At 67.2% G+C, this 25789-nt stretch carries 18 protein-coding genes; 15 read left to right on the top strand and 3 right to left on the bottom strand.

All coding sequences use genetic code 11. The features are described from left to right. Positions 1-4: 4 nt before the first annotated feature. The 6 genes from UAA55_RS09960 (at position 5) to UAA55_RS09935 (ending at position 13253) form a co-directional block, all read left to right on the top strand. Positions 5-3151 (top strand): efflux RND transporter permease subunit, encoded by a 3147-nt coding sequence (locus tag UAA55_RS09960; RefSeq protein WP_322952541.1) that lies wholly within the window; start codon positions 5-7, stop codon positions 3149-3151. After that, the gene (locus tag UAA55_RS09955; protein WP_322952540.1) at positions 3151-4566 is read left to right on the top strand and encodes an efflux transporter outer membrane subunit; all 1416 of its coding nucleotides are present in this window, start codon (positions 3151-3153) and stop codon (positions 4564-4566) included. Before UAA55_RS09960 ends, UAA55_RS09955 begins: the two co-directional genes overlap by 1 nt. A 15-nt stretch (positions 4567-4581) precedes the next feature. Further along, positions 4582-5271, top strand: coding sequence for a response regulator (locus UAA55_RS09950; RefSeq protein ID WP_322952539.1), 690 nt, complete (start codon positions 4582-4584; stop codon positions 5269-5271). 5 nt (positions 5272-5276) lie between these two features. Next, positions 5277-6362, top strand: coding sequence for an ATP-binding protein (locus UAA55_RS09945; protein ID WP_322952538.1), 1086 nt, complete (start codon positions 5277-5279; stop codon positions 6360-6362). Between the two features lie 455 nt (positions 6363-6817). Further along, a complete protein-coding gene (locus UAA55_RS09940; protein ID WP_322952537.1) occupies positions 6818-12958 on the top strand; it encodes an RHS repeat-associated core domain-containing protein in 6141 nt (2046 codons plus the stop codon). 4 nt (positions 12959-12962) lie between these two features. After that, on the top strand, positions 12963-13253 hold the full coding sequence (locus tag UAA55_RS09935) for a hypothetical protein (protein WP_322952536.1): 291 nt from the start codon (positions 12963-12965) through the stop codon (positions 13251-13253). Between the two features lie 60 nt (positions 13254-13313). On the opposite strand, the gene UAA55_RS09930 is transcribed toward UAA55_RS09935, so the two are convergent. Then, positions 13314-14261 carry a LysR family transcriptional regulator gene (locus tag UAA55_RS09930; protein WP_322952535.1) on the bottom strand — a complete coding sequence of 316 codons (948 nt, stop codon included), beginning with the start codon at positions 14259-14261 and terminating at the stop codon, positions 13314-13316. 153 nt (positions 14262-14414) lie between these two features. Between UAA55_RS09930 and UAA55_RS09925 the strand changes: the two genes are divergently transcribed. The 4 genes from UAA55_RS09925 (at position 14415) to alkB (ending at position 17980) form a co-directional block, all read left to right on the top strand. Continuing rightward, entirely contained in the window at positions 14415-15524 is a 1110-nt protein-coding gene (locus UAA55_RS09925) for an S-(hydroxymethyl)glutathione dehydrogenase/class III alcohol dehydrogenase (RefSeq protein ID WP_145608202.1), read from the top strand. 66 nt (positions 15525-15590) lie between these two features. After that, a complete protein-coding gene (gene fghA / locus UAA55_RS09920) occupies positions 15591-16433 on the top strand; it encodes an S-formylglutathione hydrolase (RefSeq protein WP_322952534.1) in 843 nt (280 codons plus the stop codon). 143 nt (positions 16434-16576) lie between these two features. After that, positions 16577-17326: a DUF72 domain-containing protein gene (locus UAA55_RS09915; protein WP_322952533.1), complete on the top strand. Its 750-nt coding sequence runs from the start codon at positions 16577-16579 to the stop codon at positions 17324-17326. Positions 17327-17329: 3 nt separating this feature from the next. Then, a complete protein-coding gene (gene alkB / locus UAA55_RS09910) occupies positions 17330-17980 on the top strand; it encodes a DNA oxidative demethylase AlkB (protein WP_322952532.1) in 651 nt (216 codons plus the stop codon). 11 nt (positions 17981-17991) lie between these two features. On the opposite strand, the gene UAA55_RS09905 is transcribed toward alkB, so the two are convergent. Beyond that, positions 17992-18612 carry a TetR/AcrR family transcriptional regulator gene (locus UAA55_RS09905; RefSeq protein WP_322952530.1) on the bottom strand — a complete coding sequence of 207 codons (621 nt, stop codon included), beginning with the start codon at positions 18610-18612 and terminating at the stop codon, positions 17992-17994. A 386-nt stretch (positions 18613-18998) separates the two neighbouring features. On the opposite strand from UAA55_RS09905, the gene hisD reads away from it, so the two are divergent. The 5 genes from hisD to UAA55_RS09880 all read left to right on the top strand — a co-directional run bounded on the left by hisD (position 18999) and on the right by UAA55_RS09880 (position 24298). Beyond that, positions 18999-20324, top strand: coding sequence for a histidinol dehydrogenase (gene hisD, locus UAA55_RS09900; protein WP_322952529.1), 1326 nt, complete (start codon positions 18999-19001; stop codon positions 20322-20324). Between the two features lie 5 nt (positions 20325-20329). Next, positions 20330-21097, top strand: coding sequence for an SDR family NAD(P)-dependent oxidoreductase (locus UAA55_RS09895; RefSeq protein WP_322952528.1), 768 nt, complete (start codon positions 20330-20332; stop codon positions 21095-21097). 54 nt (positions 21098-21151) lie between these two features. Continuing rightward, a complete protein-coding gene (locus UAA55_RS09890) occupies positions 21152-22141 on the top strand; it encodes a fumarylacetoacetate hydrolase family protein (RefSeq protein ID WP_322952527.1) in 990 nt (329 codons plus the stop codon). A gap of 109 nt (positions 22142-22250) precedes the next feature. Then, positions 22251-23201 (top strand): NAD-dependent epimerase/dehydratase family protein, encoded by a 951-nt coding sequence (locus UAA55_RS09885; protein ID WP_322952526.1) that lies wholly within the window; start codon positions 22251-22253, stop codon positions 23199-23201. A 56-nt stretch (positions 23202-23257) separates the two neighbouring features. Then, positions 23258-24298, top strand: coding sequence for a LacI family DNA-binding transcriptional regulator (locus UAA55_RS09880; RefSeq protein ID WP_322952525.1), 1041 nt, complete (start codon positions 23258-23260; stop codon positions 24296-24298). A gap of 47 nt (positions 24299-24345) precedes the next feature. On the opposite strand, the gene UAA55_RS09875 is transcribed toward UAA55_RS09880, so the two are convergent. Continuing rightward, positions 24346-25761, bottom strand: coding sequence for an MFS transporter (locus tag UAA55_RS09875; protein ID WP_322952524.1), 1416 nt, complete (start codon positions 25759-25761; stop codon positions 24346-24348). Positions 25762-25789 lie beyond the last annotated feature (28 nt).

Below are 25789 nucleotides of genomic sequence, written 5' to 3'. Positions count from 1 at the left end.
CGCCATGTTCGCACGCTACTTCATCGACCGGCCGATCTTCGCCTGGGTCATCGCCATCGTCATCATGCTGTTTGGCGTGCTGGCCATCTTCACCCTGCCGATCTCGCAATACCCGGACATCGCCCCACCCTCCGTCTCGATCAGCGCCTCCTATCCCGGCGCGTCGGCCGAGGCGGTGGAAAGCAGCGTGGTGCAGGTGTTGGAACAGCAGCTGACCGGCATTGACCACCTGCTGTATTTCAGCTCCAGCAGCAGTTCCGACGGCGACGCCAGCATCAGCGTGACGTTCGAGCAGGGCACCAATCCCGACGTGGCCCAGGTGCAGGTGCAGAACAAGGTGTCGCGGGCCACCAGTCGCCTGCCCACCCAGGTGCAGCAGCAGGGCATCACCGTCGCCAAGGCGCAGACCGATTTCCTGATGGTCGTCTCCGTCTATGACGAGACGGACAAGGCGACCAGCGCCGACGTGGCCGACTTCCTCGTCAGCAACCTGCAGGACCCGCTGAGCCGCGTGAACGGCGTGGGCACCACCCGCGTGTTCGGCTCGCAGTACGCCATGCGCATCTGGCTGGACCCGCACAAGCTGCACAGCTACGGCCTGATGCCGTCGGACATCGAGAGCGCCATCCAGGCGCAGAACACCCAGGTGACGGCGGGCGAGATCGGTGCCCGCCCTTCCGCCGACACCCAGCAGCTGAACGCCACCGTCACCGCCATGTCGCGGCTGCACACGCCGGACCAGTTCCGCGCCATCATCGTCAAGACGCTGACCGACGGCGCCACCGTGCACCTCAGCGACGTGGCGCGGGTGGAACTGGGCAACGAGGATTACAGCGTCAGCACCCGGCTGAACGGCCACCCGGCCTCGGGCATGGCCCTGCAGCTGGCGTCCGGCGCCAACGCCATGAAGACCGCCGCCGCCGTGAAGGCCAAGGTGGAGGCCATGGCCCACAACTTCCCCGCCGGTTACAAGATCGCCTATCCCCGCGACAGCACCGCCTTCGTGAAGCTGTCCATCCATGAGGTGATCAAGACCCTGATCGAGGCCATCATCCTGGTGGTCATCGTGATGTTCGTCTTCCTGCAGAGCTGGCGCGCCGTGCTGATACCGGCCATCGCCGTGCCGGTGGTGCTGCTGGGCACCTTCGGCGTGCTGTCGGCGGCGGGCTATTCCATCAACACCCTGACCCTGTTCGCCATGGTGCTGGCCATCGGCCTGCTGGTGGACGACGCCATCGTCGTGGTGGAGAACGTCGAGCGCATCATGCGGGAGGACAAGCTGTCGGCCTATGAGGCCACGGCCAAGTCCATGACCGAGATCACCGGCGCCCTGGTGGGCATCGCCATGGTGCTGTCCGCCGTGTTCCTGCCCATGGCCTTCTTCGGCGGGTCCGTGGGCGTGATCTACCGCCAGTTCTCCATCACCATCGTGTCGGCCATGGCCCTGTCGGTGGTGGTGGCCCTGGTGCTGTCGCCAGCCCTCTGCGCCACGCTACTAAAGGCCAACGGCCATGCCCATACCAAGGGCCTGGCCGGTTGGTTCAACCGCAATTTCGACCGGGGGCAGGAGGGCTACGCCCGCCGCCTGGGCGGCATCGTCGGCCGGCCCGTGCTGTTCATGCTGACCTACGGCGTCATCGTCGGCACGATGGCCCTGCTGTTCGTGCGCCTGCCCACCAGCTTCCTGCCCGATGAGGACCAGGGCAGCGTCATGGTGCAGTACACCCTGCCGGTGGGGGCCACCTACGCCCGCACCGACCAGGTGTCCCGCGCCATCGAGAAGTACTTCATGGAGAACGAGAAGGACACGGTGCGCACGCTGTTCACCGTGGCCGGGTTCAGTTTCGCCGGGTCGGGCCAGAACGCTGGCATGGCCTTCCTGGCCTTGAAGGACTGGAGCCTGCGCCCCGGGGCGGGAAACAAGGCCCAGGCCATCGCCGCCCGCGCGACCAAGACCCTGTCCAGCGTCCGCGACGCCCAGGTCTTCTCCCTCATCCCGCCCTCCATCCAGGGCCTGGGCCAGTCCAACGGCTTCGACATGTGGCTGCAGGACAACGGCACCCTGGGCCATGCCGGCCTGATGGCCGCCCGCAACCAGCTGCTGGGCCTGGCGGCGCAGGACAAGACCCTGCAGGCCGTCCGCCCCAACGGCCTGGACGACACGCCGCAGCTGAAGATCGACATCGACCATGCCAAGGCGACGGCCCTTGGCCTATCCATCGGCGACATCACCAGCACGCTCAGCGGCGCCTGGGGCACCAACTACGTCAACGATTTCATCGACCGGGGCCGCGTGAAGCGCGTCTACGTCCAGGCCGACGCGCCCTACCGCTCGGCACCGGAAGACCTGGCCGCCTGGTACGTCAAGGGTTCCAGCGGCACCATGGCGCCCTTCACCGCCTTCGCCAAGGCGCGCTGGGAGATGGGGCCGCCGCAGTTGCAGCGCTTCAACGGCCTGGCCGCCCTGGAAGTCCAGGGTGCCGCCGCCGGCGAGACCAGCTCGGGCGACGCCATGAACACCATGGAAAGGCTGGCGGCCCAGCTGCCGCCGGGCACCAGCCTGTCGTGGACCGGCCTGTCCTACCAGGAACGGCTGTCCAGCGGCCAGGCGCCCATGCTGTACGCCCTGTCCATCCTGGTGGTCTTCCTCTGCCTGGCGGCGCTGTACGAAAGCTGGTCCATTCCGGTGTCGGTGCTGCTGGTCATCCCGCTGGGCGTCCTGGGCGCCGTCACGGCGGCCACCCTGCGCGGCCTCAGCAACGACATCTATTTCCAGGTGGGCCTGCTGACCACCATCGGCCTGTCGGCCAAGAACGCCATCCTGATCGTGGAGTTCGCGGAGGCGGCGGAGAAGCGCGGCGTGCCCACGGTGCGCGCCGCCATCGAGGGCGCCCGCCTGCGCCTGCGCCCCATCCTGATGACTTCGCTGGCCTTCGTGGCGGGCGTTCTGCCCCTGGCCCTGGCCACCGGGGCGGGTGCGGGCAGCCAGAACGACATCGGCACCGGCGTTGTCGGCGGCGTGATCTCGGCCACCGTGCTGGCCATCTTCTTCGTGCCCCTGTTCTACGTCCTGGTGCGCAAGCTGTTCGGCGGCGACCTGGCCGGCAAGCATGGCGCCGCGAAAGACGATCTGCATTCGGAGGGCGTGTGATGACGCAGCCGTTCATGCGTACCACCACCTCCCTTGTGGCGCTCAGCCTGCTGACCGGCTGCATCTCGCTGGATCCGGACTACCAGCGTCCCGCGGCCCCGGTGCCGGCCGGCTGGCCGCAGGGGGCCGCTTATGCCCAGGCGCCCGTGGGGCCTGGGACGGGAACCCCGACGGCCGACACCGGCTGGCGGGACTTCTTCGTCGACGCCGATTTGCGCGCCGTCGTCGGTCAGGCGCTGGACAACAACCGCGACCTGCGGGTGGCGGTGCAGAACGTTCTGGCCGCCCGGGCCAAGTACCATGTGCAGCAGGCGGCGCAGCTGCCCACCCTCGACGCCTCGGCCAGCGGCGGCTACAGCCGCACCGGGGCCGGGTCCAACCGTCAGGAGACCAAGTCCCTGTCCGCCGCCGTCGGCGTCAGCGCCTTCGAGGCCGACCTGTTCGGCCGCGTCGCCAGCCTGACGCGGGCGGACCTTGAGACCTACCTGGCGGAGGAGGAGACGGCGCGGGCCACCCGCATCAGCCTGATTTCCGAGGTCGCCAGCGCCTACATCACCTACGCCGCCGACAAGAGCCTGCTGCGCATCGCGCAGGAGACCATGGAAAGCGCCCAGCATTCCGCCGACGTGACGCGCAAGCGCCTGAGCAACGGGGTGGCCACCCGGCTGGACGCGGCGGAAGCCGACACCGTCTATCAGACGGCGCGGGCCGACGTCGCCAACTACACCACCCTGGTGGCGCAGGACCTGAACGCGCTGGAGACGCTGACCGGCGCGCCCGTGGACCCCGCCCATCTGCCGGACGGGATCGAGGGCCGCACCTTCACGCTGGCGGCGCTGCCGGCGGGGATCAGCACCGACGTGCTGCTGAACCGGCCGGACGTGCTGTCGGCGGAACACAGCCTGAAGTCGGCCAACGCCAACATCGGGGCCGCCCGCGCCGCCTTCTTCCCCACCGTCAGCCTGACGACGGCGGCGGGCTTCGCCAGTTCGGCCTTCGGCAATCTGTTCCAGGCCCAGTCGCAATCGCTGAGCTTCACGCCGTCGGTCTCGGTGCCCATCTTCGACAACGGCGCCAACCAGGCCAACCTGGATTACGCCAAGGCCACGCGGCAGGCGGCGGTGGCCACCTATGAGAAGACCATCCAGACCGCGTTCAAGGAGGTGGCGAATGCCCTGGCCCGGCGCGGCACCATCGCCGAGCAGCTGGACGCCCAGCAGGCGACGGTGAGGGCCGCCCAGACCAGCTACGACTTGTCGCAGGCCCGTTACAAGCAGGGGGCGGACAGCTACCTGAACGCCCTGGACGCCCAGCGCACCCTCTATTCCGCGCAGCAGACCCTGGTGTCGGTGCAGCTGACGGACGCCGGCAACCTGGTCACGCTGTACCAGGTGCTGGGCGGCGGGGTGAAATAGGAAGGGACGGGGATCATGAGTTCCCTGGTGCTGATTGCCGAGGACGAGCCGGAGATCGCCAGCATCCTGCAAGGCTATCTGGAGCGGGAGGGCCTGCGCACCGTCACCGCCATCAACGGCCAGGTGGCGCTGGATCTGCACCGCGCCCTGCCGCCCGACCTGGTCATCCTGGACGTGAAGATGCCCAAGGTGGATGGGTACGAGGTGCTGGCCGAACTCCGCCGCCGGGGCGACACCCCCGTCATCATGGTGACGGCGTTGAGCGAGGATCTGGACAAGCTGCAAGCCCTGCGCATTGGCGCCGACGACTACATCGTGAAGCCGTTCAACCCGCTGGAGGTGGTGGCGCGGGTCAAGGCCGTGCTGCGCCGTACCCGCTCCACCGAGGGGCAGACCCTGCTGCGCCTGGGCGGGTTGGAACTGGACCTCACCGCCCACATGGCGATGGTGACCACGGAGGGGAAGCGCAACCGGCTGGACCTGACGCTGACGGAATTCCGCATCCTGGCCCACATGATGCGGGCGCCCACCCGCGCCTTCACCCGGGCCGAACTGATCGACGCCTGCCTGCCCGAGGGCGACACCCTGGAACGCACCATCGACAGCCACGCCAGCAACATCCGGCGCAAGCTGCAGGCCGCCGGCGCCGGCGGCTTCATGGAAGGGGTGCGGGGCGTGGGCTACCGCCTGGGCCCGGCGGTCTGACGGCGATGTGGACCTTCAAGCGCTTCACCGGCCTGAACCGGCAGCTGGTCCTGTCCATGGCCACCGTCACCGGGCTGGCCCTGGTGCTCATGACCGTGGGCATCACCATCTTCTTCACCGTCATGTTCCGCCTGTGGCCGGAGATTTTCCACCACCCGCCGGGCATCTGGCAGCATGTGCTGGATTGGACGGTGACGGCGCTGCTGGGCATGCTGGGCGTCGCCCTGGCGGCACGGGCGGCGGTGCGCTTCGCCCGCCGGCTGATCGCGCCCCTGGACGCCGTGGCGGGGGCGGCCCAGCGCATCGCCGGCGGCGACCTGACGGCGCGCGCCCAGGTCGACGCCAGCGCCTTCCATGAGACCAAGCAGCTGGTGCAGGACTTCAACGTCATGGCCGCCCAGCTGGAACGCGCGGCCATCGAGATGCGCACCTGGAATGTGGCCATCGCGCATGAGCTGCGCACGCCCCTGACCATCCTGCGCGGCCGCCTGCAGGGCTACGCCGACGGCGTGTTCACCCCGGATATGGAAGCCTTTCGCGGCCTGGTGGGGCAGGTGGATCTGCTGACCCGCATCGTCGACGACCTCAAGCTGCTGACCCTGGCGCAGAGCGGCCGGCTGGAGCTGCGTCGGGGGCAGGTGGACGTGGCGGCGGAGGCGGCGGCCGTGGTGGCCCTGGTGGGGCCCACCTGCGCCGCCGCCGGCCTGGCCATCGAGACGGATCTGGCCCCGGTGGAGGTCTCGGCCGACGGCGCCCGCGTGCGCCAGGCCCTGCTGGCCCTGCTGGAGAACGCCCGCCGCTATGCCGCTCCGGGCCGGGTGCGGGTGGCGACCGCGCTGGATGGCGGCAGCGTCGTGCTGCGCGTGGCGGACGAGGGGCCGGGGCTGCCGCCGGGCATGGAGGCCCACGCCTTCGACCCCTTCTGGCGCGCCGACGATTCCCGCGCCCGCATCAGCGGCGGCACCGGCCTGGGCCTGGCCGTCGTCCAGGCCATCGCCCGCGCCCACGGCGGTGACGTGCGCGCGGAGCCGGTGGCGCCGCAGGGTGTGGCGTTCGAGATCAGGCTGCCGGCAGGGGGCAAGGCGGACTGAAGCGGCGTCATCCCATCGGCACGGAATGATTTGCAAGAATGCGACATATTGCCGTACTTTCACCTCTACAAACGGGGGAAAGGAAGTTGGCGATGCATGCTCTCGGTGAGAGTGCGCCGCGCAAGGCGCATGTCCGACTGCATATGGACGTCCTGGAACGTCCTTATACGACGCCAACCCCCAGCATTCTCTAGCTTATCGCTTTATCCGGCCAGTGCCTTGGCACCGGCCGGCCAGCCGCGCGGCCGTGCGACGCCGCGTGGACGTGCCCCATCGCGCCAGAGATACCCTGACAAGGACCGCCCTTGACCATGCGCCACGATCTCCGTTCCGAAGTGACCGCCCCGCCCTTTAGCGTCCGGCGGACTTTGGCCGCCGCCTTCGGGGGACTGTGGTTGGTTTTGGTGGGGGGCTTGGTGGCAGGCGGCGCTCACGCTCAAGTTGATTCGACCAATATGCCGGCGGCGCGCATCGGTGTGGGCACGGCGGTGACGCCCGACCAGGGCTGGGCCTACCACCAGGGCCAGGGTCTGCAAAGCCCAGCCGATATTTCCGACACCATGGTCAGCGACCTGGCCCAGGCGCTGCAGAAGAACCCGAACGTGATCTATGATTACGTCCGCAATAACATCACCCTTGTTCCCATTTACGGCCTGCAGAAGGGTGCGCGCGGCGCCATCATCGATGGCGCCGGCACGCCGTTCGATCAGGCTCAGCTGATGGTGCTGCTGCTGCGCGCCTCCGGCTATACCGCCAACTACCGGGTGGGCCGCATCAGTGTTTCCGGCGGCGATTTCGCCGCCTGGTTCGGCATCACCAATGCCGACGCCGCCCGCAAGATCCTGGCGGACGGCGGCTTCCCGGCGACGGTCAACGGCGCCGGCACCATCGGCAGCGTGGACATGCTGCATGTCTGGGTGCAGGCGAACATCAACGGCGCCTGGCTGGAGTTCGATCCTAGTTTCAAGACGCACACCCAGGTCGGCGGCATCGACCTGACCGGCGTCTCCGGCTTCAACCGGAATGATTTCCTGTCGTCCGCCGTCTCGGACATGCAGGAGACGGCCACCACCATCCGCGCCCTGAACGTCGGCAATGTGGAGAACCGCCTGCAGACGGCCGCCACCAACCTGGCCAACTGGATCGATGCCAACAAGCCGGGCGCCACGATGGACGAGATCGTGGGCGGCCGGGTCATTATCCCCTCCGTCGTGCCCGTGCCCGGGACGCTGCCCTACGCGGCCACCGCGCTGGGCACCTTCAACGCCCAACTGCCCAACACCTTCCGCACCAAGTTGTCGCTGAAGGTCAGCTATCGCCTAACGCCCAGCGTTTACTTCCAGCGCCTCTATTACGCCGACGAGATCTACGGCCGGGAGTTCATGATCGAACATACCGGCGGCGGTGCCGTCTGCGACCCAAACTCATGCTCAGCTTACGGTAAGGTCGAACTGAACGTCACGGTGCGCGGCTTCAGCCGGGACGTGTGGTCCAACCCCTATGAAAGCGACCATGTCGCCGACGGCTGGTATCGGGTGGAACTGGCGGTGGATCACCCCTATCCCGCCAACAACGGCGGCTATATGGATTATAGCTATGTCCGCAAGCTGGTGGATCTCAACACCCCCGCCATGGTGGTGGCCGGCTGGGGCCTGACATCGGAAAACTTGAAGCTGCGCTTGGAGCGTGAGCGGCTGACCAACCAGTCGGTATTCCAAAATCGGGCCAGTGGCAGCGATGCCACCATGAACCAGGGGGAGCGCAGCAAGGACAGTATTGGTGCGACCTTCCTGGCAAATCACAGCCGGATGTCGGAGATTCTGGCGCGGGTAGCTGGCGGTATCGTCCAGCAGCACGCCGTTGTCGGCCTGGTGACGGCGACCACGGTGCATGGCGCCGGCAAGACGCTGTGGAATGACAGTTCCTGGAATCACACCAACATCAGCTTTGACGTTGCCGCCTCGATCACCGATCAGGGTTTCGTGCTGGATGTGGAGCCCAGCTATAGCGTCAACAGCTTGGGCAACGACTCCGGTGCCCGCCAGGGCTTGATGCACGCCGTCGCCAACGCATCCAGTACGCTGGAGGCGGCGGCAATCGAAGAAACCTTGGGCACGCCGGAAAACCCCTCCGCGACCAACCGCATCGGCTGGGCGCAGGCCAACCGGTCGGACATGAACTTCCTCAAGCTCGATCTGGCCACCTATAACAGCATGAATCCCAAGCCCGTCATTGGTGAGGGGCTGTATTACCTCCAGGCCGGCTATACCCTGTTGATGAGTGAATTCGGCGGCCTGGGGCCGGGCCGCAGCGGTGACAGTTCGCCGGTCGCGCCCTACGCGTGTTGTTATCTGGAGACGGTCGGCATGGCGGCCGTCGCCATCAAGGACGGCAATATCGCCTATGTCACCGCAGCCCCTGGCGGCGTGGTCAAGGGCGGCGAAGGGGGCAGCGTCGGCGCTGATAATACGCCCACGCTGAACCGCGCCGATGCGTCAGCCGACTTCGTCAAGGAACAGGCGAAAGCCTATCCTTTCAAGACAGATGTCAACCTGCGGACGGGTGATCTCAGCTACACCCAGCCCGCCGATATCAGTGTGGGTGCCGGTAAATTCCCCTACAGCCTCATTTTCCAGCGAACCTATAGGCCGGGGGAAGGTTTTGCCCCCGGTTGGCATCATAACGTCGGCGGATCCGCCATCGTCAGCACCAGCGCGCTGGACGCCATGGGCCGCCAGGCGCCGCGCGACGCCGCCGCCACGCTGGCCTACGCCCTGGCGGCCATCGGGTCATTCCAGGACAGCATCGCCGCTAGCCGCATCATCACGGCGTCCATGGCCGCCACTTGGTGGCAGAAGACCATGTCCAACAACAGCGTCACGCTGCAGGACGGGACGGGCGCCGACAGCACCACCTATATCCGCCGACCGGATGGCAGCTTCGGCTACCGGGCGGGCGGCACCAGCCGGTTGTCCCAGACGGGCCAAGTCAAGACGGCGAAGGAGGACTACGTCCATCCCGTCTATTGCTTCCGTGAGCTGTCGTTCACGGAAACCCTGGGGGATGGCCAGACGCGCACCTTCGCCGTTCCCGACGGCAGTTCCAAAAGTTGCGCCGCGGACGAGAAGGGCTACAACACCCGCGACCTGCGCCTGACCAGCTGGAGATGGCCCAGCACCGTCACGCTTTCATACACTTACACATCATCGAATGCCTACGCTGGCCCCTTGGTGACGGGCATCAGCAACAATCTGGGCCGGTCCTTGACGCTGGCCTACGACCCGGAGCCCAACGCCAGCACGCCCACCTTGTTGAAAAGCGTCACGGACAATTCCACGGGCCGGCAGGTCACTTTCTCCTGGGACCCGGGGGTGCAGGGGTATCACCTGAGCAAGGCGATCAACCCCTTGAGCTATGTCAGCCAGTACGACTATGGCGACAGCAACGTCCAGTTCAACTATGGCGTGAACGTTCCGGAGTTGACCTATCGCTACAACTATGGGGACGACATCGCCAACCGCTTTCGGGATCAGCGCGACCAGTTGACTGCCGTCCATATTCCGGAGGATGTGGCTAACGGGACCAACGCCAGCCTGACCGTGTCTTATGATGCCGAAGGGCGCACCCGGACGCTGACCACCAAGGTGGGGGCGGTGATCAGCTACTATCCCGGACTCTTCCGGGGGTCCACGAAGGACGCGAACTGCGCCGCGAACTGGAGCAATTGCGGTGTCACCGCCACCTGGTTCGATAGCCTGGGGCGCAGCGTCCGCCAAGTGGACGCCTTGGGTCGGGAGCATAGCGCGGCTTATGATGGCATCGGCCATCCCGTGCAGCAGACCGACCCCATGGGCGGCGTGGTCAAGCACGTCTATGACAGCCGGGGGCGGGAGACGGAGACCCACACCACGCCCCGCCCCGGTTCCGGCCTGGGTGAGAAGGCGGTCTACACCAGCTATGACGGGACCTGGAACAAGCCCAGCCAGGTGAAGGACGCTCGTGGCCAGATCACGGATTACGCCTATGACGGCACCACGGGTGATCTGAAGACGGTGGACCAGCCGGCGGTCTGGAATACGGCGAGTGGCGGCAACATCCGCCCGCGGATCACCTATGCCTATGATATGGGCCGGATATTCAGCATCACCGACGCCAGTGGGATGGAGACGCACTTCACCTACAATGCAGGCAAGGAAACCCTGAACAAGGTGGTGGTGGACAACAACCGTAAGAACCTGACCACCAGTTTCGAATGGACCGATGCCGGCGACCTCAAGACCGTGACGGATCCCAACAACGCCCAGATCACCGCCACCTACAACAACGCGCGTTGGCGCACGGAGTTGAAGGCGCCCGAGGGCTGGGACGCGAAGTGGACCTATAACCGCAACGGCTGGATCACCAAGCTGGAGCAGGCCACGGGTGCCGCCGCGCCCAACGACTGGATCAATACGCAGTTCGCCTATACGGGGGAAGGTCGCCTGTACACGGTGACCGACCCGATGAACAACGTGACCAAGACCGACTATGACCCGTCGGGCCGGCCTATCAAGGTGACCGATGCCCTGAGCCGGGTCAGCACGACGGACTATGACGCGGCGGGGCAAAAGACGGCGGAACACCGCGCGGTGGGCACGCCGCTGGAACAGACCAGCGCCGCCTACACCTATTTCGCGGACGGCCAGGTGCAGACGATCACCGACCCGCGCGGGCAGGTTCTGACCTACACCTATGACGGCTTTGGACGGGTGGCTTGGCTGCGCTATCCGGACGGGGCGTCGGATGGCTACGATTACGACGCCAACGACAACACCACGGCGCTGCATTTCCGTGACGGTTCCGGCGCGACGCTGGAGTACGACGCCCTGAACCGCCAGACGGGGGTGACGCGGGCGGGCATGGCCAAGGTGGTCACCGGCTACGACGCGGCAGGTCGTGTGGGCAGCATCGATGACGGCTACAGCGGCCGCACACCCAGCTATGACACGGCGGGCCGGATGACCTCGGTGGCGGTGCGGGTGCCGCGCCCAGGGATGGGCGCCGCTGGCCTGACCATGGGCTTCGGCTACGACAACGCGGGCAACCGCACCTCGGCCACCTGGCCGGACGGGACCACGGTGAATTGGGCCTATGACGGGTTGGGCCGGGTGAAGGACGTCACGGAAGGCAACTTCACCTGGATACACCGCAACTATGACCCGCTGAACCGATCGACGGGGGCTTGGCGGGGCGTCACCGGGGCGCCGGCGATCAGCACCAGCGCTTATACCTACGACGCGGCCAGCCGGCTGCTGAAGCTGGGGAATGGCTGGATCGGTGGGGCGGTGAACTACACCTACAGCTATGACGTGGTCGGCCAGTTGACCTCCATGGGGCTGGACAACGACGCCTTCCAGTCGACGGTGGGATCGACGCAGACCTATGGCACGGCCAATGGCCTCAACGGCTATACCACGGTGAACAACTACACCTACGGCTATGACGGCCGGGGGAACCTGACGGCGGTGGGGTCGGCGGCGGCCATGACCTACGACAGCCGCAACATGCTGACCCGGTACGCGCAGGGCGCCACGGTGCAGACCATGGGCTACTACCCCGAGGGCGGCCGGGCCTGGAAGCAGGTGAACGGCACCACCACCCTGACGCTGGAGGCCGGTGGGGTGGAGTGGGGCGATTACGACATCAACGGCAATCTGATGCGCCGCTACATCCATGCCAGCGGCGCCGGCGGGCCCGGCGGTGGGGATGTGGTGGGCTGGGAGGACGGCGGCGGCAACCGCTCATTGGCCATCCACGACCGGCAGGGCAGCGTCATCGCCGTGCTGAACGGATCGGGCCAGGCCACCAGCACCTATTCCTACAACGCCTATGGCCAGAGTGCCCAGGACGGGAGCACAGGCTCGCCATATCGCTACGCGGGCATGCGGTATGACGAGATCGGGCTGTATGTGACACCCAATCGCACCTACGTGCCGGGGATCGGTCGCTGGCTCCAGATGGATCCGGCGGGGTTCGTGGATGGGCTGAACCGGTACGCTTATGTGGGTGATGATCCGCTGGGTCGGTTCGATCCATCTGGGTTGCAGGCCATAGTGATGACCCCTGAAGGCCCCATGCCCCTGCCGGTTGCGCCTCAAGGTATGCCCGGCGCGGTAGATGCACGGCAGACTGTGGTGGCGATTGATAATGCACTGTCAAAATTTGGAAAATGGATTTTGGACCACGGTCTGTCCACAAGGTTCGGGCACATCTCCTTGAGTGAGCAGCATGCCGAGGAAGATAACAAGGCGCAGGATGGTGCGTCTGGCGGCAATAGGATCTATGATGCAAATGGTGTCGGGCGAATTAAGGATCCAAATCCTGCAGCGGTGCCCGTTGGAGATGACGAACTGGAGCAGGCTATTAGTGAATTGGAGAAAAGTATAGGGCAGAGGAAACTGGAAAATGATCGATATCCGAGAGGGAATCCGAATGGTAATTCTCGGGAGAGGGCCGATAATATTAGCCACAAAGGACATAAGGAAAGAATAAGACGAGAACAGGAGGTTCTTGACAGACTAAAAGACAGACTGAAAAAGATAGATAGGGATCAATAAGATCATGGACAAATATGACATTATAAAACTTGTTGAAACAGGAGAGGGCGATATCTGGAATATTATAGAATATTACGCAGAAAATAAAAATATAAATGAATTATTAGATTGCATTAATGATCCCGTTATAGGATCTCTGGTTCTGTATATCGGTTCCGAGCTTCCGCCGAGAGCTCTTACCCGGGAGTACGTCGCTGCAGTAGAAAACCTTCTGAAAACTGGAAGTCTTTCGGGGCGAGGCGCGTATTGTGCGGAAGACATCGTGGAATCTGGCCGTGAACTGTTAAAAGACTAATTTTCAGCTATTAAGTGGTTTTATTGAAAATGTTATTGATAAGTTGCGGAATTGACCTAATCAATCTGTTGCACTGATGCGCAACAGATTGCTGGCGACCTCCCAGCACGGATCCGCCTTCAGTTCCGCCGAGAGGAAATCCAGGAAGGCGCGCAGCTTGGCGGCGGTGTGGCGGCCGGCGGGGTAGACGGCTTGGATGGCCGGGGCGGGAGAGCAGTAGCCGGGCAGCAGGCCCGTCAGGCGGCCACTGGCCAGGTCATCGCAGATGTCCCAGATGGATTTCAGCACGATGCCGGAGCCGGCCAAGGCCGCGGCGTGGCCGACCTCGCCATCGTTGGTCTGGATCAGGGGGCGGATTTCCACCGCCACCGGCTCCCCCTCCGCCTCGCGGCAGTCGAAGCGCCAGGTGGACATGGGCGGGTCGCCCATGACGATGCAGTGGTGGCGCAGCAAATCCTGCGGCGTCGCCGGCGCGCCGTGCCTGGCCACATACTCCGGGGAGGCGCAGGGCACGCGGTAGTTGGGTGCCAGCCAGCGCACCATCAGGGTGCTGTCGGGCAGGGCCGCCTGGCGGATGGCGACGTCGATGCCGGCCTCCACCAGATCCACCACCGTGTCGGTCACCAGCACCTGCACCCGCACGTCGGGATACTGGGCGTGGAAGCGGGGCAGGCGGGGGGCTATGTGGCGGCGGGCGAAGGCGGCCGTGGCCGTCACCCGCAGCAGGCCGGTGGCGGCGCGCCGCCGGCTGGCCACCAGATCCTGCGCCTCCTCTAGGTCCGCCACGATCCGCACGCAGCGCTCATGGAACTCCAACCCCTCATCCGTCAGGCTGAAGCGCCGGGTGGTGCGGTTGGCCAGGCGCACGCCCAGCCGTTCCTCCAGCCGCGCCAGGCGCTTGGACACCACCGCCAGGGACAGGTCCAGCTCCCGCGCCGCCGCCGACAGGCTGCCCGTGGCGACCACGCGGATGAAGATGGTGATGTCGGTCAGGTTCTCGATCAGCATGGTGAGGATATCGTTGCCGGGGAAATCGATACTATAGTCGCGCGGACGGGGGCGCCCGCCTTGGCGTAAGGTGGCGGCTCACGGGCCGGTTTCCCCTTACTCTGGAGGGGGAAGGCGCCGGCATCAATCCTGCACCAGATAGGAAACGCACCCATGAAGACCCGAGCCGCCGTGGCGTTCGAGGCGAAGAAGCCCCTGGAGATCGTGGAAGTGGACCTGGAGGGCCCGAAGACGGGCGAGGTCCTGGTCGAGATCATGGCGACCGGCATCTGCCACACCGACGCCTACACCTTGGACGGCCTGGACAGCGAAGGCCTGTTCCCCTCCATCCTGGGCCATGAGGGCGCCGGCATCGTGCGCGAGGTGGGGCCGGGCGTCACCAGCGTGAAGCCGGGCGACCACGTCATCCCGCTGTACACCCCGGAATGCCGCCAGTGCAAATCCTGCCTGTCGGGCAAGACCAACCTGTGCACCGCCATCCGCGCGACCCAGGGCAAGGGCCTGATGCCCGACGGCACCAGCCGCTTCAGCTACAAGGGCCAGCCCATTTTCCATTACATGGGCTGCTCCACCTTCTCCAACTTCACGGTGCTGCCGGAAATCGCCCTGGCCAAGATCCGCGAGGACGCGCCCTTCAACACCTCCTGCTACATCGGCTGCGGTGTGACCACCGGCGTGGGCGCGGTGGTGAAGACCGCGAAGGTGGAACCGGGCGCCAACGTCGTCGTCTTCGGCCTGGGCGGCATCGGCCTGAACGTCATCCAGGGCGCCAGGATGGTGGGCGCCGACAAGATCGTCGGCGTCGACATCAACGACAGCAAGGAGGAATGGGGCCGCCGCTTCGGCATGACCCATTTCGTCAACCCGAAGAAGGTTGAGGGCGACATCGTCCAGCACCTGGTGGCCCTGACCGACGGCGGCGCCGACTACACCTTCGACTGCACGGGCAACACCCTGGTGATGCGCCAGGCGCTGGAAGCCTGCCATCGCGGCTGGGGCGTGTCCGTGGTCATCGGCGTGGCCGAGGCCGGCAAGGAAATCTCCACCCGTCCCTTCCAGCTGGTGACGGGCCGCGTGTGGAAGGGCTCCGCCTTCGGCGGCGCGAAGGGCCGCACCGACGTGCCCAAGATCGTCGACTGGTACATGAACGGCAAGATCCAGATCGACCCCATGATCACCCACACCCTGAGCCTGGACGAGATCAACAAGGGTTTTGATCTCATGCACGCCGGCGAAAGCATCCGCTCGGTGGTGGTGTATTGATTTGATCCGCCGTCAGGACCGGGCGCGGCCGCCGCGCCCGGTCTTCCTATGTCTGGAGGCCCCCTCATGACCCTTGAGACCGTATCCACCAGCCGCAGCCATGGCGGGATCCAGGGCGTCTACCGCCATGCCTCGGCCGAGACCGGCACGCCCATGGTGTTCAGCGTCTTCCTGCCGCCCCAAGCCACGAATGGCGCCAAGCTGCCCGTACTTTGGTATCTGTCGGGCCTGACCTGCACCCACGCCAACGTGACCGACAAGGGCGAGTTCCGCCAGGCGGCGGCCGAGCTGGGCCTGGTCATCGTCTGCCCCGACACCAGCCCCCGGGGCGAGGGCGTGGCCGATGATGCCGCCTGGGACATGGGCCAGGGCGCGGGATTCTACGTCGACGCGACGCAAGCGCCGTGGACGCCGCATTTCCGCATGTGGTCCTACGTCACCAAGGAGTTGCCGGAGGTGGTGGCCGCCAACTTCCCCGTGGATATGGAGCGCCAGGGGATCACCGGCCATTCCATGGGCGGGCATGGCGCCCTGACCGTGGCGCTGCGCCACCCGGGGCGTTTCAAGTCCGTCTCCGCCTTCGCGCCCATCGTCGCACCCACCCAGGTGCCCTGGGGGCAGAAGGCGCTGCCCGGCTACCTGGGTGACGACCCGGCCGCCTGGCGCCGCCACGACACCGTGGCGCTGATCCAGGATGGCGCGCGGCTGCCCGACCTGCTGGTGGACCAGGGCACGGCCGACAGCTTCCTGGAAAACCAGCTGCGGCCGGAGCTGCTGCGCCAGGCCTGCGCCGATGCCGGCATCCCCCTGACCCTGCGGCTGCAGGAGGGATACGACCATTCCTACTTCTTCATCTCCACCTTCATGCGCGACCATCTGGAATGGCACGCGGAACGGCTGAAGGCCTGAAGGCGTTCCTCCTTCCGTCACCGTTGACGTTTCCCGGGCGTGCCCCACCTATGGCGGGGCCGCCCGTTTCCGTGTTGGGAAACGGGGGACGGACGATGCGCGGCGCGCTATCCGGCGTCGGCGATTGGCGAGGGGAGGAAGCGATGGCGAAGCAGGGCCGTATCCGGGTGGGCATCGGCGGTTGGACGTACGAGCCCTGGCGGGGCACCTTCTACCCCGACGGCCTGACCCAGAAGCGGGAGCTGGAATACGCCAGCCGCAAGCTCAGCTCCATCGAGATCAACGGCACCTATTACGGCTCGCAGAAGCCCGAGAGCTTCGCCAAGTGGCATGACGAGACGCCGGACGATTTCGTCTTCTCCCTCAAGGGCCCGCGCTTCACCACCAACCGCCGCGTGCTGGCGGAGGCGGCGGAGTCGGTACAGCGCTTCATCGACAGCGGCGTGCTGGAGCTGAAGGACAAGCTGGGCCCCATCAACTGGCAGTTCATGCCCACCAAGAAGTTCGATCCGGAGGATTTCGGCGCCTTCCTGGCGGCCTTGCCGGCCGAGGCGGGTGGCCGCGCCCTGCGCCATGCGGTGGAGGTGCGGCACGATAGCTTCCGCGACCCCGCGTTCACCGAGCTGGCGCGTCAGCACGGCGTGGCCGTCATCCACGCCGCCGACAGCGACTATCCGGAGATCGAGGTCGACACCGCGCCCTTCACCTACGCCCGCATCATGGGCACGACGGAGGGGGAGGAGAAGGGCTACAGCGCCGCCGCCCTGGACGCCTGGGCCAAGAAGGCCAAGGCGTGGGCGTCTGGCGGCAAGGACGTCTATCTTTATGTCATCAGCGGCCACAAGGTGCGCAACCCCGCCGCCGCCATGGCCCTGATCGAGCGCCTGGGATAAGTCATGATGGATCTGCTGGCCGGGTTGGAGCCACCCCCGCCGGCACGGGAGGAGATCGGGCCCGGGGCCGTGCTGCTGCGCGGCTGGGCGCTGCCCCAGGTCGAGGCCTTGCTGGCGGCGGTGGGCGATGTCACGGCCGCCGCCCCCTTCCGTCGCATGGTGACGCCGGGCGGGTTCGAGATGTCGGTGGCCATGACCAATTGCGGGCCCGCTGGCTGGGTCACCGATCGGTCCGGCTATCGCTATACGGCGCAGGATCCGCTGACCGGCCGCCCCTGGCCGCCCCTGCCGGAGATCGTGCGGGAGCTAGCGCACGCGACGGCGGCGGAGGCCGGCTACGCCGGGTTCGATCCCGACGCCTGCCTGATCAACCAGTATGCCCCCGGCGCGCGCCTGACCTTGCACCAGGACCGGGATGAGCGGGACAAGGGCCACCCCATCGTGTCGCTGTCCCTGGGCCTGCCGGCGACCTTTCAGTTCGGCGGGCTGAAACGCACCGACCCGGTGCGCCGCATGGCGCTGACCCATGGCGATGTCGTGGTGTGGGGCGGGCCGTCGCGCCTGTTCCATCACGGCGTCCTGCCGCTGAAGGATGCCGTGCATCCGCTTCTGGGCGCGCGGCGCATCAACCTGACGCTGCGCCGCGCGTTCTAGGAGACGCGGCCCTACTCGGCCTTGGGCTCGGGCAATGTCGCGCAGCCGAACAGCACGGCGCGGCACATGGCACGGTAGCGGGCGGTCAGGTGCTCCGCGGGGAAGGGGGGCAGGCTCTGGTTCACGGCGCGGCCGCCATCGGCCAGGGCCTGGGCCGCCATGGCGGGGGTGAACTCCGCCGACAGGCGCAGCAGGCCGTCCTGTTCCAGTTCCCGCAGCAGCTTTTCCAGTCGCGCCTGGAAGTTGATGGCCGCCTCGATCATCTGCTCGCGGCCGCGTTTGAACGCCTCCGCGTTCAGGTCGATGATGTGGGGTGATTTGGACAGGACGCGACGGGTGTAGCCGTAGCGCACGTCCATGATCTCGGTGATGATGTCCAGCGCGCTGCCGCCCGCCTGGCGCACCCGGGCGCCGGCCTCCATCCCCGCCTGGATCAGCATGGCGTTCTCATGCCGCATGGTGGCTTTGAACGCGTCTTCCTTGTTGCTGAAATAGTGGTACAGGGCCCGGCGGGTGAAGCCGCAGGCCTCCGCCAGATCCACCATGGTCAGGTCGCTGTAGCCGTAGGTGAGGAAAGCCTGTTGCACCCGTTTCATCAGGTCGTTGCCGGGCTTCAGTGTCTTTTCGGCCATCTGGTCAGCTGCGTCCGCGATTCATTCCCGAAGGGGGCCCATTACTAGAAGCGAGCGCAGGGTAACGCACCCGGGCAGAGGCATTAACACTTTTTATAGTGGCAATGGCGGGCGGTTGTATTTTGTCGCGGCGCATTTTCGCGCGCGGTTAGTTTGGGTGCCGCACCATTTCCCGGTGCCGCCGCCCGGTTCGGTGGGAAGAGGCCCCCATCCGGCATCACTATGCATCCGCATTCATAGAGCATCGCGGCAGCGGTGTCGCCGATATGAACAATCAATCCTATTGATTTGACCATGCGCCGCACCCAGACGCATATTTCTTTGCATTCGAATTCACGACCGGGGCGCCCCCGCGGCCGGCGGTCATAAGGGAGAGGGATACCAGGATGGCGCAGTGGCTGAAGCGCGGTGCGGACGCGGCCGTGGTGGCGGAGACCGAGCGGAAGGTGCGGGACGCCGTGGAGGGCATCCTGGCGGACATCCAGGCGCGGGGCGACGCGGCGGTGCGCGAGCTGTCGGTGAAATTCGACACGTGGGATCGCGACAGCTATCGCCTGACCGACGCGGAAATCCAGGCCTGCATCGATAGCCTGTCGGCCCAGGATCTGAAGGACATCGAATTCGCCCAGACCCAGGTGCGCACCTTCGCCCAGCACCAGCGTGACGCCTTGCGGGACCTGGAGGTGGAGACGCTGCCGGGCGTGGTGCTGGGCCACAGGAACGTGCCGGTGAACGCCGCCGGCTGCTACGTCCCTGGCGGCAAGTACCCGCTCCTGGCGTCGGCGCACATGTCGGTGGTGACGGCCAAGGTGGCGGGGGTGAAGCGGGTGGTGACCTGCGCCCCGCCTTTCCATGGCAAGCCGGCGCCCGCCATCGTCGCGGCCCAGGCCCTGGCCGGCGCCGATGAGATCTACTGCCTGGGCGGCATCCAGGCGGTGGGCGCCATGGCCCTGGGGACGCAGAGCATCGCGCCGGTCGACATGCTGGTCGGCCCCGGCAACGCCTATGTGGCGGAGGCCAAGCGCCAGCTGTTCGGCCGCGTCGGCATCGACCTGTTCGCCGGACCCACCGAGACCCTGGTCATCGCGGACGAGACGGTGGATGGCGAGCTGTGCGCCACCGATTTGCTGGGCCAGGCCGAGCATGGGCCCGACAGTCCGGCCGTGCTGCTGACCACCTCGGAAAAGCTGGCGCGCGACACCATGGTGGAGGTGGAGCGCCTGCTGGGCGTCCTGCCCACGGCCGACATCGCCCGTCAGGCCTGGGACCGCCATGGCGAGGTCATCGTGGCCGAGAGCGAGGAGGAGATGGTGCGCATCGCCGACCAGATCGCCTCCGAGCACGTCCAGGTCATGACCCGTGACCCGGACTATTTCCTGACCCACATGACCAACTACGGCGCCCTGTTCCTGGGTGCCCGCACCAACGTCTCCTTCGGGGACAAGGTCATCGGCACCAACCACACCCTGCCGACCAAGAAGTCCGCCCGCTACACCGGCGGCCTGTGGGTGGGCAAGTTCATCAAGACCTGCACCTACCAGCGGGTGCTGACGGACGAGGCGTCGGCCCTGGTGGGCGAGTATTGCTCCCGCCTGTGCGCGCTGGAGGGTTTCGCCGGCCATGGCGAACAGGCCAATATCCGTGTCCGCCGCTACGGCCGCCGCAACGTGCCCTATGCCAGCGCGGTGCCCGCCCTCTCCGCCGCCGAGTGACCGCCATGACCAGCTTGCCGCGTACCCCGACCTTCCGCCTGGAGGGTAGGCGCGCCCTGGTGACGGGCGGGGGCCGGGGGATAGGCGCGGCCTGCGCCGCCGCCCTGGCCGATGCCGGTGCCCACGTCGTCGTCTCCGCCCGCTCGGGCGACGAGATCGCGGCGGTGGCGGCGGCCATCCGGGAGCAGGGCGGCTCGGCGGAGGCCCTGGCGCTGGATGTGGGCGACACGGCCGGCGTCCGGGCCGCGCTGGCGGACCAGCCATCCTTCGACATCCTGGTGAACAACGCCGGCACCAACCGGCCCAAGCCCTTCACCCAGGTGACGGAGGATGATTATGACGCCGTGCTGGATCTGAACCTCAAGGCCGCCTTCTTTGTGGCCCAGGCGGTGGCGGACGGCATGGTCAACGCTGGCCGGGGCGGGTCGCTGATCCACATGTCCTCGCAGATGGGGCATGTGGGCGGGCCCACCCGCACGCTCTACTGCGCCTCCAAATGGGGGCTGGAGGGGCTGAACAAGGCCATGGCGCTTGATCTCGCGCCGCACGGCATCCGGTCCAACACCATCTGCCCCACCTTCATCGAAACACCGCTGACCCGCCCCTTCTTCGAGAACAAGGACTTCCTGGCCAGCGTGCTGGCCAGGATCAAGCTGGGCCGGCTGGGGCGGGTGCAGGACCTGATGGGGGCGGTGGTGTTCCTGGCCTCCGACGCGTCGGCCCTCATGACCGGCACGGCCATGGTGATCGACGGCGGCTGGACCGCCGATTGAAGTGCCGGACGGCCGCGCCCGGCGCCTGAGGGACTCGAACCAAGGATCAGAGCCATGAAACTCGCGACGTACAAGTCGGTGGACAGCCGCGACGGCCGCCTGGTGGTGGTGTCGCGCGACCTGGCCCGCGCCGTTGACGCGGGCGGCATCGTTCCCACCCTGCAGGCGGCGCTGGACCGCTGGGACGCGGTGGCGCCCCGGCTGGCGGCGCTGTCCGACGCCCTCGACGCCGGAGAAGTGAACGGCACCTTTCCCTTTGACCAGGCCCAGGCGGAATCGCCCCTGCCGCGCGCCTATCAATGGCTGGACGGTTCCTCCTACCTGGCGCACGGCCGCCTGCTGGATCGGGCCTTCAACATCCCACCCATCCCCCAGGCCGACGTCATCCCCATCATGTACCAGGGCGGGTCGGATGATTTCCTGCCGCCGCGGGGTGAGGCATCCTTCGTCAGTGACGAGGACGGCATCGATTTCGAGGCGGAGTTCGCCATCGTCGTGGGCGACGTCCCCATGGGGGCGGACGAGGCCACCGCCCGCGACGCCGTGCGCCTGGTCATGCTGGCCAACGACTGGAGCCTGCGCGCCCTGCAGCCATGGGAGATGAAGCGCGGCTTCGGTCTGATCCACGCCAAGCCGTCCACGGCTTTCGCGCCCGTGGCGGTGACGCCGGATGAACTAGGCGGCGCGTGGCGGGATGGCTTGGTGGATCTGCGGGTCCTGACCGCCTGGAACGGAAAGATGTTCGGTCGGCCCAGCGGTGGGGCCATGGACTACCGCTATGGCCAGTTGGTGACGCACGCCGCCCGCACCCGCCGTCTGCGCGCCGGCACCATCATCGGCTTCGGCACCACCTCGGAAGGGCAGCCGGACAAGGTGGGCTCCGCCTGCATCACCGAGCGGCGGGGATACGAGATCATCCAGGAGGGGGCGCCCAAGACCCCGTTCATGAAGTTCGGCGACACGGTGAGCATCGAGGTGCTTGGCGCCGATGGGCGGTCCGTCTTCGGCCGCATCGACCAGCGGGTTGTAAAGGCGCGCGTCTGATCCTTCGGTGCCGTCGATACCACGCCTCCGCCCTATCGTTTATGCGGTGGGGCGGGGCGGGGCTATCGTGGCCGATTGAGACAGCCAACCAAGCGAAAGCGGGAATCCCATGAGGATCATACTGACCGGTGCCGGCGGTTTCGTCGGCCGCCATCTGGCGCGTCGCTTGCTAGTCCAGGGCCTGGAGGGGCGGGTGGTGGAGCGGCTGGTGCTGGCCGATTTGGACCCGCCGGAGCTGGACGACATCCGCGTGACACGGGTGGCGGGCGATCTGTCGGATGCCGGCGTGCGCGCCCGGCTGGTGGCGGATGGCGCCGATGTGTTGTTCCACCTGGCGGCATTGCCGGGTGGGGCGGCGGCCCGCGATCCCGCGCTGTCGCGCAAGGTGAACCTGGATGGCACGCTGGATTTGATCGAGGCGGTGGCCGCGGCGCACGCGGGAAGGGTGCCGCCGCCGCGCGTGGTCTACACCAGCACCATCGCCGTGCTGGGCCACCCCATGCCGGCGCTGGTCGATGACGCGACACCGCTTCAGCCCGCCATGACCTATGGCACCCACAAGCGCATGGTGGAGCTGGCGCTGGACGATTACCGCCGCCGGGGCCTGGTCGATCCCGTGGCCATCCGCCTGTCCGGTATCCTGGCGCGGCCCGGTGGGGCAACGGGCCTGAAGTCCGCCTTCATGAGCGACGTGTTCCATGCCCTGGCCGACGGGCGGCGCTACACCTGCCCGGTGTCGCCCGCCGCCACCATCTGGGCCATGTCGCTGGACCGCTGCGTCGACAACCTGCTGCACGCCGCCACCGTCGACAGCGCGCTCATGCCCGTCGGCGGGGCCGTCACCCTGCCGGCTTTGCGCGTTGCCATGGGGAACCTGGTCACCGCGATCGCCCGCCGCACGGGGATGGACGCCGGCCTGGTTGATTATGCCCCGGATGCCGGGCTGGAGGCGGCGTTCGGCGCCCATCCGCCGCTGTCGACGCCAGCGGCGGACGCGGCGGGTTTCCGCCATGACGGCACGGTGGACGCCTTGGTGGAATCCGCGCTGTCGACCCTTTAAAGTCGGACCCCGAAGAAGTCCGGGGCGGGGCCGGGCGGATGAGGCGTGGGGGCAGCGTGGCGAAGCGGCCGGTGCGGGGATTTGAGGGCGTGGCGCCGTTGCCCACGGCCTATGACGTGGCGACGCGCGCCGGCGTGTCGCAATCCGCCGTGTCCCGTGCCTTCACCAAGGGCGCCAGCATCGCCCCCGCCACCCGCGACCGCGTCCTGAAGGCGGCGGCGGAGCTGGGCTACCGCCCCAACCTCATCGCCCGTTCCCTCATCACCCGGCGGTCCAGGACCATCGGCGTGGTGGTGGGCTATCTCGAAAACCAGTTCTATCCGCAATTGCTGCAGGCCCTGTCCCACGCGTTCCAGGCGGAAGGCTACCGCCTGCTGCTGTTCACCAGCCCGCCCGGTGGCGGCGACCCGGTGGTGGCGGACATGCTGAGCTACCGCGTCGACGCGGTCATCCTGGCCTCCGTCATGCTGTCCTCGCACTTCGCGGAGGAGTGCAGGGCGGCCGGCATCCCCGTGCTGTTGCTGAATTGCAAGACCGACAGCCCCACCGTGTCCAGCGTCACCGGCGATAACGAGGGCGGCGGCCGGGCCATCGCCAACTACCTGCTGGCCATGGGACACCGCCGTTTCGGCTATGTCGCCGGCCTGGAAAGCTCCTCCACCAGCCGGGATCGTGAGGCGGCGTACCGCGCCGTGCTGGAACCCCAGGGATACGGCGTCGCCCGTGCCGTGGGGCATTACGACCATGTGGGCGCCAAGATTGCCACCCGCGCCCTGCTGGCCAGCGGCCAGGCGCCGGACGCCATCTTCTACGCCAACGACCACATGGCCATGGCCGGGCTGGAGGTGGCGCGGTTCGAGTTCGGCCTGGTCCCCGGCCGTGACCTGTCCATCGTCGGCTTCGACAATGTCGGGGCCGCCGCGTGGTCCAGTTTCGACCTGACGACATATTCCCAGCCCATCGACCGCATGGTGCCCATGGTCGTCGGCGCCCTCCTGGACCAGATATCCCATCCCCAGGCCGCGCCGGTGCGGGCGGTGGTGGAAGGCGGGCTGATCATCCGCGCCAGCACCCGGGGTCCCGCCGGGCGGGGCTGACGGCCGGCGCCGCGCCACATGATGGACATCGCCTCATCGACGCCCCGTCAGGCGCGCTGGTGCCCGCTGACGTTCTGCGCGGCGTCGGGCGTCAATTTCCAGGCGTCGTAGAGGCTCAGCAGCACGACCATCCCCATGATGAAGAAGGCGTTGTGGAAATCGGCCAGGTCCGGCTGCCCTTGGGGGTGGCCGCGCAGGACGGCGCCCAGGTTCAGGGCCAGCGCCCCCACCACCACGCCCAGGCCGGACGTCAGCTGCCCCAGCATGGCGGCCAGGGTGTTGGCGGCCGAGACCTCCTCCTTGGGCACGTCGGCGAACTGGATGGTGCTGAGGCTGGTGAACTGCATGGACCGGAACAGGCCGCCCAGGAACAGCACCAGGCCCACCAGGGCCTTGGGCGTGGCGGGCGTGAATAGCCCGCAGGCCGCCAGCGACACCGACATCAGCACGCCGTTGACCAGCAGCACCCGGCGGAAGCCGAAACGGCGCAGGACTTGGCTGGTCACCGTCTTCATGGCCAGGTTGCCGGCGAAGATGCACAGCACCAGCGTGCCCGACTGGAACGCGTCCAGGCCCAGCGCCGTCTGGAACAGCAGCGGCGTCAGGAAGGGCACGGTGCCGATGGCCACCCGCTGCACCGAGCCGCCCCAGACGGCGATGGCGTACGTGGGCAGGCGCAGGGCGTCCAGCTTGAACAGGGGCGTGGGATGACGGCGGCAATGGCGGATGGTCAGGGCCGACAGGACCAGGCCCAGGGCGATGCCGCCGATCGCCTGGCCGGACGACTGCGCCCCCTGGCCCGCCGTGTCCAGCCCGTAGACCAGGGCCACCAGCGCCGCGCCCGACAGCAGGAAGCCGGTGGCATCCAGGGGCCGCATGGCGGTGGGCCGCTCATTGGGCACCCAGGCGGCGGTCATCGCCAGGGCGGCCAGGCCCAGCGGCAGGTTCAGGAAAAAGATCCAGGGCCAGCTGGCGTAGGTGACGAGGAATCCGCCCAGGGGCGGTCCCAGGACCGGTGCCACCAGGCCGGGCCAGACGATGGTGCCGATGGCGCGCATCAGGTCCCGCTTCTCGGTGACGCGCAGGACGATCAGCCGGCCGACCGGCACCATGGCCGCCCCGCCCAGGCCCTGCAGGGTTCGGGCGGCGGTGAAGCTCCACAGGCCGGAACTGAAGCCGCACAGCGCCGACGACAGGGTGAACAGGGCGATGGCGCCACCGAACACGGTGCGTGGCCCCAGCCGGTCGGCCACCCAGCCGCTGATGGGGATGAACACGGCCAGGGCCAGCAGATAGGCCGTCATGCCGATGTTCATGTCCACCGGCGCCACGCCGAAGGACCGTGCCATCTGGGGCATGGCGGTGGCGATCACCGTGCCATCCAGCAGCTCCATGAAAAAGGCGCCCGCGACCAAGTAGGTCACGGCGCGGCTGTGACGGGCGGAAACGGCGGTGTCAGGCATGGAGACCAGGCGGGAACGGGACGGAACC

The sequence above is a fragment of the Nitrospirillum guanabarense genome, from assembly GCF_034653355.1.
In the GTDB taxonomy this organism is placed as follows: Bacteria; Pseudomonadota; Alphaproteobacteria; order Azospirillales; family Azospirillaceae; genus Nitrospirillum.
The sequence above is the reverse complement of the archived record's forward strand: the minus strand, read 5'-3'. Positions and strand labels throughout refer to the sequence as shown.